The sequence below is a fragment of the Acidihalobacter sp. genome, assembly GCF_037381185.1.
In the GTDB taxonomy this organism is placed as follows: domain Bacteria; phylum Pseudomonadota; class Gammaproteobacteria; order DSM-5130; family Acidihalobacteraceae; genus Acidihalobacter_A.
This window is the reverse complement of record NZ_JARRQY010000084.1, coordinates 1-10137: the sequence shown is the minus strand read 5'-3', so window position 1 is coordinate 10137 and position 10137 is coordinate 1. Positions and strand designations below refer to the sequence as shown.

At 65.7% G+C, this 10137-nt stretch carries 12 protein-coding genes; 5 read left to right on the top strand and 7 right to left on the bottom strand.

Going from position 1 to position 10137, the window contains the following annotated elements; all coding sequences use genetic code 11:
- Positions 1-233 precede the first annotated feature (233 nt).
- From P8014_RS19355 to apaG, 3 genes are read right to left on the bottom strand one after another with little or no spacing between them, the layout of a single operon-like run.
- Positions 234-1067, bottom strand: a complete 834-nt coding sequence (locus tag P8014_RS19355) for a symmetrical bis(5'-nucleosyl)-tetraphosphatase (protein ID WP_337818969.1) — start codon at positions 1065-1067, stop codon at positions 234-236.
- A complete protein-coding gene (locus P8014_RS19350; protein WP_337818968.1) occupies positions 1067-1669 on the bottom strand; it encodes a class I SAM-dependent methyltransferase in 603 nt (200 codons plus the stop codon). Before P8014_RS19350 ends, P8014_RS19355 begins: the two co-directional genes overlap by 1 nt.
- A gap of 7 nt (positions 1670-1676) precedes the next feature.
- Entirely contained in the window at positions 1677-2060 is a 384-nt protein-coding gene (gene apaG, locus P8014_RS19345) for a Co2+/Mg2+ efflux protein ApaG (RefSeq protein ID WP_337818967.1), read from the bottom strand.
- Between the two features lie 108 nt (positions 2061-2168).
- Between apaG and P8014_RS19340 the strand changes: the two genes are divergently transcribed.
- From P8014_RS19340 to P8014_RS19330, 3 genes are read left to right on the top strand one after another with little or no spacing between them, the layout of a single operon-like run.
- Complete coding sequence (locus tag P8014_RS19340; protein ID WP_337818966.1) at positions 2169-3275, top strand: peptidase C39 family protein; 1107 nt, start codon at positions 2169-2171, stop codon at positions 3273-3275.
- Positions 3268-4737, top strand: coding sequence for a RimK family protein (locus P8014_RS19335; protein WP_337818965.1), 1470 nt, complete (start codon positions 3268-3270; stop codon positions 4735-4737). The genes P8014_RS19340 and P8014_RS19335 overlap by 8 nt, the downstream gene beginning before the upstream one ends.
- 29 nt (positions 4738-4766) lie before the next feature.
- Complete coding sequence (locus tag P8014_RS19330; RefSeq protein ID WP_337818964.1) at positions 4767-5471, top strand: VIT family protein; 705 nt, start codon at positions 4767-4769, stop codon at positions 5469-5471.
- A 4-nt stretch (positions 5472-5475) separates the two neighbouring features.
- On the opposite strand, the gene P8014_RS19325 is transcribed toward P8014_RS19330, so the two are convergent.
- From P8014_RS19325 to P8014_RS19310, 4 genes are all read right to left on the bottom strand, one after another.
- Positions 5476-5793: an isochorismate lyase gene (locus P8014_RS19325; protein WP_337818963.1), complete on the bottom strand. Its 318-nt coding sequence runs from the start codon at positions 5791-5793 to the stop codon at positions 5476-5478.
- A 100-nt stretch (positions 5794-5893) separates the two neighbouring features.
- Positions 5894-7087, bottom strand: coding sequence for a Bcr/CflA family multidrug efflux MFS transporter (locus P8014_RS19320; protein WP_337818962.1), 1194 nt, complete (start codon positions 7085-7087; stop codon positions 5894-5896).
- An 85-nt stretch (positions 7088-7172) separates the two neighbouring features.
- On the bottom strand, positions 7173-7532 hold the full coding sequence (locus P8014_RS19315) for a hypothetical protein (protein WP_337818961.1): 360 nt from the start codon (positions 7530-7532) through the stop codon (positions 7173-7175).
- Positions 7532-8077: a PadR family transcriptional regulator gene (locus tag P8014_RS19310; RefSeq protein WP_337818960.1), complete on the bottom strand. Its 546-nt coding sequence runs from the start codon at positions 8075-8077 to the stop codon at positions 7532-7534. The genes P8014_RS19315 and P8014_RS19310 overlap by 1 nt, the downstream gene beginning before the upstream one ends.
- A gap of 182 nt (positions 8078-8259) precedes the next feature.
- On the opposite strand from P8014_RS19310, the gene P8014_RS19305 reads away from it, so the two are divergent.
- Positions 8260-9039 (top strand): TSUP family transporter, encoded by a 780-nt coding sequence (locus P8014_RS19305; RefSeq protein WP_337818959.1) that lies wholly within the window; start codon positions 8260-8262, stop codon positions 9037-9039.
- Between the two features lie 91 nt (positions 9040-9130).
- Positions 9131-10137, top strand: a 1007-nt coding sequence (locus P8014_RS19300; protein ID WP_337818958.1) for a helicase HerA-like domain-containing protein, incomplete at its 3' end; no start/stop codon positions are given.

Genomic DNA, 10137 nt, shown 5'->3' with positions numbered 1-10137 from the left:
GAATGACCCTCTGGGCCAGAGCACCTTTGCTCATCAACAGGCCGTATATAAGCGCGCAGTCGAACCTACCCAAACGCAGATCAACTGGCAAACGAGGGAGAACCCATATAAGCGTGTCCTTAGCCCTCCGGCGCGCTGTGACCTACACCGGTCTTGTCGGTCGTTGTCGTGGTGACGGAGACGACCTGGATGAGGAAACGAGCACAGTGCAATGCAGCGGATAGTCCGTGCTGCTATTTATTGGGACGTTTGGCCTGCGGGCATGCGACCGAAACGACCGGCGTGTCCGCTGCGTCCAGCCGCGCGGCCGTAAGCCGGCCTCCCCACAGACAGCCGGTGTCCAGCGCCAGCAGGTCCGCTTCCCGGATCAGTCCCAGCGTCGACCAGTGCCCGAACACGACGCGTTGGTCGCGGCTGCGCCGATTGTCGATGCGGAACCACGGCGTGAGTTCCGGGGGCGCCTGTTCCGGAAGGGTCTTGCACGCGAAGTCCAGGGTACCCTCTGCGTCGATGTAGCGCATTCGGGTCAGGGCATTGAGCGTGTAGCGCAGGCGTTCCATGCCGGTCAGTTCCGGTGACCATAGTGCCGGCTTGTCGCCGTACATCGAGGCGAACAGGCGTTCGCTGTGCGCGCCGCGCAGCTCGGTTTCGACCTCGGCGGCGCAGGCCAGGGCCAGCTCGAGATCCCACTGCGGCGGCAGGCCGGCGTGGACCATCGTCCAGCCGAGTGCGGTGTCGTGGTGCAGCAGCGGTCGGTTGCGCAGCCAGTCGAGCAGCTCTCCGGCATCGGGGGCCTCGATGACGGGGCGCAGCGTGTCGCGCGGTTTCAGCGGCTTGCCGCTGGCGGCGACCGCCAGCAGGTGCAGGTCGTGGTTGCCCAGTACGCAGATCGCGGCGTCGCCGAGGTCACGCACGAAACGCAGCGTCTCCAGCGATTGCGGGCCGCGGTTGACCAGGTCGCCGACCAGCCACAGTTTGTCGCTGGCGGCATCGAACTGCAGGCGTTCGAGCAGCCGTTGAAGCGGCTCCAAACAGCCCTGCAGGTCGCCGACCGCATAGACCGCCATCAGCTTTTCTCCAGCAGGATGTGCCTGAACCAGCCGTTGGCCATGGCGGGGCGGTCCTCGAGCACGTGCAGGTCGGGAACTTTGGCGAGTGCATCCTCGAAGACGACGTCGGTGCGCGAGGCCAGGCGCGCCAGCAGTGGGCTGGCGAAGCGGCGCAGCGGCGCGCTCTGGCCAGGGCGCAGGAACTTGTCGAGGATGAGGATACGGCCGCCCGGGCGCAGCACGCGGGCGGCTTCGCGTAATGCGGCGGCGGTGTCGGGCACCACGGCGAGTATCAGGTGCATGATCACGGCGTCGAACTGGGCGTCCGCCAGCTCCATGGCCTGCACGTCGCCGACGCGCAGCTCGATTTCGAGTCCCAGATGTTGTGCGCGCTGCTCGGCGTGTCGGAGCATGGCTGGCGTCAGGTCGATGCCGAAGTAGTCGTTGTCGGAGGGCAGTAACGCCAGGTCGAGCCCCGTGCCGATGCCGGCGAGCAGGATGCGCTGTCCGCGGGGTTGGCCGAGCAGGGCCAGACTGCGCCGGCGCAGGTCCTCTGTTGAACGTTCGACGCCGAGGTCGTAGATGCCTGACCAGAGCGTATAGGGCGTGCGCAGAGACATTGTATCTCTAGTGCAGGGTGCGCGGGGCGGTCAGCACGAAGGGTTTGATTTCGGCGTCGAAGTGCGTGCCGTCGTCGGCAACCATCTGGTAGCTGCCGCGCATGCTGCCGACGGCGCTGCCGAGCTGGGTGCCGCTGGTGTAGCGGAACGCCTCGCCGGGACGCAGATACGGGTGCTCGCCGACCACGCCGGCGCCGCGAACCTCCTTGATATCGCCTTCTTCGTCGGTGATCAACCAATGGCGCGAGAGCAGGCGCGCGGGCATGGTGCCGGCATTGTGCAGCGTCACCGTATAGGCGAAGACATAGCGCGAATCGTCGGGGTCGGATTCGGTCGGCAGGTATTGCGTCTCGACTTCGACGTCGATTTGATAGGGGGGTTCGTCACTCATAAAATTCATTATACGCACCCGCATGCTTTGGGTCCGGTCGAAAATCGTAGCGTGTTTCGCTGCAGCAGGAGCACAATTGAGGCCATCGTAAATTCGCTCGCGGCACCCATGGTCCGTTCTGCTACGCTCGCCGATCTCGACGCTCTGCTCGCTTTGGAGCAGACCTGTTTCGACAGCGACCGCCTCAGCCGTCGCCAGTTCCGCTACATGCTTACCAAGGCGCACGCACGGATACTGGTCCATGACAGTTCCGGTGCGGTGGGCGCCTATGTGCTGCTGCTGTTCAGCCGCGGGACGTCGATGGCGCGGATTTATTCGATTGCAGTCGGCCCGGCGCTGCGCGGCCAGGGAGTGGGCCGCGCGCTGGTCGGGGCGGCCGAGGATGAGGCGCGGGCGGAGGGGCGCATCAGCCTGCGCTTGGAGATCCGCAGTGACAACGCGGCCTCACAGGCGCTGTTTCGCGGCCTCGGTTATCGTCAGTTCGGCGCCGTGGCCGATTACTACGAGGACCACATGGAGGCGTTGCGCTTCGAGAAGCGTCTGACGCCGAATCTGCGTGTCGAGCAGGTGCCTGTGCCGTTCTACGAGCAGACGCTGGATTTCACCTGCGGACCGTCCTCGCTGATGATGGCGATGAAGGCGCTCGACCCGCAGCTGGAGCTCAACCGCACCCTGGAACTGCGCATCTGGCGCGAGGCGACGACGATCTTCATGACCTCGGGTCACGGCGGTTGCGGTCCCTTCGGTCTGGCGCTGTCGGCCTGGCATCGCGGCTTCGACGTGGAACTCTTCGTCAACGAAGAGGCCGAATTCTTTACCGACTCCGTGCGCAGCCCGATCAAGAAGGAGGTCATCCGCCTGGTGCAGGAGGACTTCCTCGCCGAACTGCGTGCTCACGACGTGCCGTTGCATCTGAGCCCGCTCAATCTCGGCGAATTGCGCGAGCGCTTCGAGCGCGGCGGTATCCCGGTGGTGCTGATCAGTTCCTGGCGTATTTACGGCGAGAAGTTCCCGCACTGGGTCGTGGTCACGGGGTTCGACGAACGCTTCGTCTATGTGCACGACCCGTTCGTGGACTATGAAGAAGGCGAGACGCTGCTGGATTCGCTCAACATGCCCATCCTCCAGGAGGAGTTCGCGCATATGACCCGCTACGGCCGCGCCGGCCTGAAGGCCGTACTTGTCGTCAGTCGCCGGAAAAACGCCAATGGCTGAGCCGGTCGTCGTCGTCGAAAATCTCAACGATTGGAAGGACGCCTATCCCGCACTGAGGGTCATCACCGCCCGCGACTACCTGAGCGGGGCGCTGGACGATCTCGGCGAAGACCTGCGCGTGGTCAATCTGGCGCGCAGCTATGCCTACCTCAGCGTCGGCTATTACATCTCGCTGCTCGCCGAGGCGCGCGGGCATCGCGTCATCCCCAGCGTGCGCACCATCCAGGACCTGAGCCGCAAGGCCATCTACACCCTGGACACCGAGGACCTGGAGCGCATCGCACGCAAGACTGCGGGCCGTGCGCAGCCGGACGTGATCGTCAACGGCATCGAACTGATGATCTACTTCGGCCAGGTGGCCGCGCCGGCCTGGCAGGATCTGGCGCGACAGCTGTTCGATGCGTTCCGCTGCCCGGTGCTGCGCGTGGAGCTGCGCCGCCAGAGCGAGTGGCGCATCAGCGCGATCCAGGCGGTGCACCCGCACAACTTCGACGCCGACCAGCAGGCCTCGTTCGCCGAGGCCATCGGAGTGTATCTCACCCGGCGCTGGCGCAAGCCGCGCAGCCGTACGCGCTACCGCTACGATCTGGCCATCCTGCACGACCCCGACGAACAGCTGCCGCCCTCCAACCGCCGCGCGCTGAGCCGGATGGTGCAGGCCGGCAAGGCACTGGGCGTGGACGTCGAGCTGATCACGCGCAAGGACTACGGCCGACTCGCGGAGTACGACGCGCTGTTCATCCGCGAAACCACCAGCATCGATCACTACACCTACCAGTTCGCCAAGAAGGCCGAGAGCGAGGGTATGGTGGTGATCGACGACCCGGACTCCATCCTGCGCTGTACCAACAAGGTCTATCTCGCCGAGCTGCTCAAGGCGCACCGCGTGCCGCGGCCGAAGACCGTCATCGTCAGCCGGGACAACGTCAAGGGACTGGCCGAGGAACTCGGCTTTCCGCTGGTGCTCAAGATTCCCGACGGCTCGTTCTCGCGCGGCGTGGTCAAGGCCGAGAATCCGGCCGAACTCAAGCGGCTGTCGGCGCAGTTCTTTCGCGATTCCGATCTGATCCTGGCGCAGGAGTTCATGTACACCGACTTCGACTGGCGCGTGGGCATCCTCAACCGTCGGCCGCTGTTCGTCTGCCAGTACTTCATGTCGAAGAAGCACTGGCAGATCGTCAAGCACGACGACAAAGGTGCGCCCAAGGAAGGCGGCTTCAAGACCTTCCGAGTGGAGGACGCGCCCGCCAAGGTGATCAAGACCGCGCTGCGTGCGGCGAATCTGGTCGGCGACGGACTCTACGGAGTCGATCTCAAACAGAGCGGCGACCGCGTCGTGGTCATCGAAGTCAACGACAACCCGAACCTGGATGCCGGAGTCGAGGACGCCGTGCTGGGCGATGCCTTGTATGCCGCGTTGATGGCCGAGTTCGTGCGCCGCATAGAAGGGCACTCCGCCTGAATCCCGCCCCCCACCAAGGATGTTCGCAGATGAGCGCCAGAAGCCATCATCACGAAAGACACCGTTCGGAACGTACCGGCTGGCTGCGCGCCGCCGTGCTGGGCGCGAACGACGGACTGGTTTCGGTCGGCGCACTGGTGCTCGGCGTGGCCGCTTCCCAGGCATCGCATAGCGACGTGCTGATCGCCGGCGTTTCGGCCTGGATTGCGGGGGCTTTGTCGATGGCGGCCGGCGAGTATGTCTCGGTCAGCTCGCAGGCGGATACGGAGCAGGCGGACCTGGAACTCGAGCGGCGCGAACTCGAGCGCTACCCGGAACGCGAACGCGAGGAACTCGCGCAGATCTACGTGGGGCGCGGCCTGGACGCCGAACTGGCCGACAAGGTTGCCGGGCAGCTCATGGCGCACAACGCGCTGGAAGCTCACGCGCGCGACGAGATAGGCATTTCCGACACCGTCGGCGCCAAGCCGCTACAGGCCGCATGGGCTTCTTCGCTGAGTTTCACCCTCGGCGTCGTGCCGCCGCTGCTGGCCATTTGGCTGACGCCGTCGGCCTGGCTGGTGCCTGTCGTGTTCGTCGTCTGCCTCGCATTCCTGGCCGTGCTCGGCGCCTTGGGTGCATGGGCCGGCGGGGCGGACGTCCGCAAGGGAACGCAGCGCGTGTTTGTCTGGGGCGCGCTGGCGATGCTGGTCACGGCCGGGGTCGGCGCGTTGTTCGGCGTGAGCGCCGGCTAGGCATTCATTGTTTCTGCGCCGCCGTCCAGTGGCGCATTTCTTTCTCGATGAAGTGATTGACCAGGTCGCGGTAGAGGTTTTCGATCGCGTCCGCGCTGAGGTTTTCCTCCTCGGCCCACTCGCGGCGGGTCTCCAGCATTGCGGCGAAGCGTTCCTTGGCCCGCACCGAGTCCGCCGAGGTCTTGAACTTGGCGGCGGCGAGTACGTAGCGATAGCGCTTGCCGATCAGCGCGACGACTGCGCGGTCGATGCGGTCGATCTCTGCGCGAATGTCTTCCATGTTCGCGCAGTCCTCGGGTTCGCACTGATTCCGTATATCCATGAGAACCTCTGAATCCTGACGATGGGGCGCAAGCCGTCGTCGTGGGCCAAACCGTTTCAGCCTAACAGGCGGACAAGGGCGTTCGTCTGATTCGGTGGCGCTACGCGGCGGCCGGTGCGCGTTTGATCATCAGCGTGAGCACCAGTAGCGCGAGTACGCCGCAGGTGCCGATTACCGCGCCCATCGGCAGTGCGCTATGGGCCTGTATCGAGCCGACCGCGACGGCGGCCAGCGAGGCGATCGTGAACTGCAGCGAGCCCATCAGAGCGGAGGCGCTGCCGGCGTTGCGAGCATGCGGGGCCATGGCGAGCGCGGTGGCGTTCGGGGCGATCAGGCCAATGCTGGCGACGTATACGAACAGAGGAATCATCACGCCGATCATGCCGCCGAGGCCGGTGGCGCCGGTCAGCAGCAGCGCCAGGCCGGCCAGGGCCTGTACGGTGATGGCGATGCGCAGCAGACGCAAAGTGTCGATGCGGCGGTGCAGCGGGCGGTTGAGCTGTGAGGCACCGATCAGGCCGAGCGCGTTGAGTCCGAATATCCAGCCGAAGTTGTGCGCGGGGATGTGGTACAGCTCGATGAACACGAACGGCGAGCCGGAGATATAGGCGAACAGGCCGGCGAAACTGATGCCGGTCATCAGCGTGAAGCCGAGATATCGGCGCTCGCGCAGCAAGGCCCAGTAGCGGGAGAGCACGTGCCCCAGCGCCAGGCTGTTGTCCGGTCCGGGGCGATGGCTTTCGGGCAGCGCGATGGCGCTGGCGGTGAGGATCGCCGCGCCGATGGCGGTCAGCGTCCAGAAGATGGACTGCCATCCGGCCAGGGCGAGCAGGTAGCCGCCGGCCAGCGGCGCGAGCACGGGGGCGACACCCATGACCAGCATCAGGCTGGCGAAGATGTGCGGCGTTTCCTGCGGCGGAAACAGATCGCGCACGATGGCGCGCGCGATGACCACCCCCGAGCAGGCGCCGATGCCCTGCAGGAAGCGCATCAGCACCAGTGCGTCGATGGAGGGAGCCAGAGCGCACGCGGCCGAGGACAGCACGTACAGTGCTAAGCCGATGATCAGCGGTGGTTTGCGCCCGAAGCGGTCCGCTATGGGGCCGAAAAACGCCTGTCCCAGGGCGAAGCCGATGAAGAAACCCGCCAGCGTGAGCTGCGTCTCGAGCTGCGTGGCGGCGAACTCGTGCTGCAGGGTAGGGAGGCTCGGCAGGTACATATCGATCGACAGGGCGCCGAAGGCGCTGAGCGCGCCGAGAATCAGGATGATCCGGTTGCGTGAGAAATCGGGCATGTATTGAATACGTTACCTCGCCCGCCTGGAGGATTCCGGGTGGGGCGCGTTCGGGGATTGGGGGTGGGCGGCGTCGAGAACGGCGCTATACGCTCGCACCTTGCGCCAGCCGGGACGATGCGTCAATCGTCTTTGCGTGACGATTCGGCGCTCCCGTTCCGCGCTGTGCCGGTTCGGGAGCGCTGCGCCACAGGCCCTGGGCCGAGGTGGTCGGCACGGCTTCGAGAACGCCGCATTCGGCCAGTGTGCGGATGAAGCGGTAGGTGGCGGAAACCGAGGTCTGCTGTCCCTCCGTCGTGGCGGCCTTGTAGAGGGCTACCGGCGTGAACGGTTCGGCCAGTCCGAAATAGGCCCGCATCAGCCGTTCCCGCGCGCGGCTGGGGTGGAGCTCCAGCCGCGCAAGCGCATCGGCCGGCGCACAGTCTGCGAACCGTGGCGGGCGCATCAGGAGCCTCGTGCTGTCTCGACCGCCGCGCGCTCGATGATGCCTTTTACACGTTCGATCTCTGCATCGTTCCACGCACCCTCTGGCCGCATCAGTGCGTGTCTGAGCTGATGGAGCGCTCGCCGCACCGCGAAGGGCGGGCGTTCGCTGGCGGCGTTGCTGGCTAGCATCTTCAGGCGATCGCGGATGATCGCGATCATCTCGGCCTCAGTGGCCACGGCGCTGCGACCTTCCTCGGTGATTTCGAATTGCTTCCTGTTGGAGCCGTCGGGCGACTGTATCGAACGGATCAACCCCTGATCCTCCAGCAGGGACAGGCCGGGGTAGACCGTGCCCGGGCTTGGGCTGTAGGCGCCGCCGCACATTTCTTCGACGCTGCGGATGAGTTCGTAGCCGTGCATGGGGCGTTCGGCGATGTTCGCCAGCAGCAGAAGTTTGAGATCGCCGTGGCCGAACAGGCGTCCGCCGCGCCGGTGTCCGCGCTGGCCTTCGAACTCTTCCGGCCAATCGTTTTCGTGATGAGGATGGTGTTTGCGGAATCGCATGTCTCATGTCCTTCCCGATTCGGGATATGTCTTAAGATGCAACTTAAGATATATCTAAAAAATCGCGGCCGCAAGTGGAAACGTTCTCTTGTCGCTTGGCGGGGGCAAGCAGTGACTTGGCTGGCTGTTTCGCAAGCGCGAGGATGCGGGTAGATTCGTAGCTCGTACGACGACAAGGAATCATGGACGTGGCGATGAGCATGGAGATGCTTGGGGTGCTGTTCGCGGCGGCGACGGTGGCGGGGTTCGTCGATACCGTAGCCGGAGGTGGGGGGCTCATCACGCTGCCGATGCTGCTGTTGGCCCAGGTGCCGCCGGTGCACGCGCTGGCGACCAACAAGCTGCAGGGCTGTTTCGGTACGATGACCTCCTCCTATGCGATGCTGCGCCGACGCCTGGTACGCTGGCATCAGGTGCGCGGGTTGTTCGTTGCCTCGCTGATCGGTGCGGCGCTGGGTACGCTGGTTGTGCAGCACGTGCATGCGCAGGCGCTGGACGTGGCCATCCCGGTCGTGCTGATCGGCATCGGTCTGTATTTCCTGCTGGCGCCCGGCGCGGGCGACGTCGAAGGCCGCCCGCGAATCGGGTCCGCCGCTTACCGCAGCGGCGTGGTGCCGGCCATCGGTTTCTACGACGGCTTCTTCGGCCCCGGCACCGGCTCGTTCTTTTCCCTGGCCGGCGTGTCGCTGCGCGGGCAGTCGCTGGTGACCGCCACGGCCAACGCCAAGCTGCTCAATTTCGCCAGCAATGTCGCCTCGCTCGCCGTCTTCATCATCGGCGGCAAGGTGCTGTGGCTGGCCGGCGGCGTCATGGTCGTCGGGCAGGTAATCGGCGCCTGGCTCGGTTCGCATGCCATGGTGCGCGGCGGCGCGCGTCTGATCCGCCCGCTCATCGTCGTGATGTGCACGGCGATGGTGCTGCGCTACGCGTGGCAGAAGGGCATGTTCGCCGGGCTTCTCTAGCGGCCCGCCGTGGGGACGGCACGGTTATGCCCGCTCGCCGTCCGGGGGTATGCTTTCGAGTCTGGCTGAGCGGGATTGGGCGGGGGGAAGCATGACCATATCCGAGCGGATTTTGCTGGGCGGCACGCCTGGCGGGCCGGTGACGCAGCTCGCGCGGATGAGCAATCGGCACGGACTGATCGCCGGCGCGACCGGCACCGGCAAGACGGTGAGCCTGCAGATCCTCGCCGAAGGCTTCTCGCGCCTGGGAGTGCCGGTGTTCGCGGCGGACATCAAGGGCGATCTGTCGGGGCTGGCCGCCGCGGCCTCGCCGCACCCGAAGATTCAGGAGCGGATCGACGCGATTCCGGTGCCGGATTACCGTGCGGAGGCCTCGCCGGTGCTGTTCTGGGATCTGTTCGGCGAGAGCGGGCATCCCATTCGCACCACCGTCTCCGAAATGGGCCCGCTGCTGCTCGCCAATCTGCTGGAGCTGAACGAGACCCAGGAAGGCGTGCTCTACGCCGCGTTTCGCGTCGCCGACGAGGAAGGGCTGTTGCTGCTCGACCTCAAGGATTTGCGTGCGCAGCTGAACTGGCTCGGCGAGAACCGCGCCGGACTCTCGCAGCAATACGGCAACCTCGCACCGTCCAGCATCGCGGCCATCCAGCGCCGGTTGCTGGTGCTGGAAGAGCAGGGCGGCGACAGCTTCTTCGGCGAACCGGCGCTGCGCCTGGCCGACCTCATGCAGCGCGACTTCACCGGCCGCGGCGTCATCAGTCTGCTCGACGCGACGCGGCTGTACGCCGAGGCGCCCCGTCTCTACAGCGCCTTCCTGCTGTGGCTGCTCGCCGAGCTGTTCGAGGAGCTGTCCGAGGCGGGCGATGCGCCCCTGCCCAGGCTGGTGTTCTTTTTCGACGAAGCGCATCTGCTGTTCGAAAACGCGCCGCGCGCGCTGCAGGAGAAGATCGAGCAGGTGGTGCGCCTGATTCGCTCCAAGGGCGTGGGCGTGTATTTCGTCACCCAGAGTCCGACCGACGTGCCGGACGACGTGCTAGGCCAGCTCGGCCTCAAGCTGCAGCACGCGCTGCGTGCGTTCACGCCCAAGGACCGCAAGGC

Coding starts and splice junctions, on each gene's coding strand:
- P8014_RS19320 (WP_337818962.1), bottom strand. CDS start 7,087: ATGCCCGATTTCTCACGCAACCGGATCATCCTGATTCTCGGCGCGCTC.
- P8014_RS19355 (WP_337818969.1), bottom strand. CDS start 1,067: ATGGCGGTCTATGCGGTCGGCGACCTGCAGGGCTGTTTGGAGCCGCTT.
- P8014_RS19325 (WP_337818963.1), bottom strand. CDS start 5,793: ATGGATATACGGAATCAGTGCGAACCCGAGGACTGCGCGAACATGGAA.
- P8014_RS19310 (WP_337818960.1), bottom strand. CDS start 8,077: ATGCGATTCCGCAAACACCATCCTCATCACGAAAACGATTGGCCGGAA.
- P8014_RS19305 (WP_337818959.1), top strand. CDS start 8,260: ATGGACGTGGCGATGAGCATGGAGATGCTTGGGGTGCTGTTCGCGGCG.
- P8014_RS19315 (WP_337818961.1), bottom strand. CDS start 7,532: ATGCGCCCGCCACGGTTCGCAGACTGTGCGCCGGCCGATGCGCTTGCG.
- apaG (WP_337818967.1), bottom strand. CDS start 2,060: ATGAGTGACGAACCCCCCTATCAAATCGACGTCGAAGTCGAGACGCAA.
- P8014_RS19340 (WP_337818966.1), top strand. CDS start 2,169: ATGGTCCGTTCTGCTACGCTCGCCGATCTCGACGCTCTGCTCGCTTTG.
- P8014_RS19335 (WP_337818965.1), top strand. CDS start 3,268: ATGGCTGAGCCGGTCGTCGTCGTCGAAAATCTCAACGATTGGAAGGAC.
- P8014_RS19350 (WP_337818968.1), bottom strand. CDS start 1,669: ATGTCTCTGCGCACGCCCTATACGCTCTGGTCAGGCATCTACGACCTC.
- P8014_RS19330 (WP_337818964.1), top strand. CDS start 4,767: ATGAGCGCCAGAAGCCATCATCACGAAAGACACCGTTCGGAACGTACC.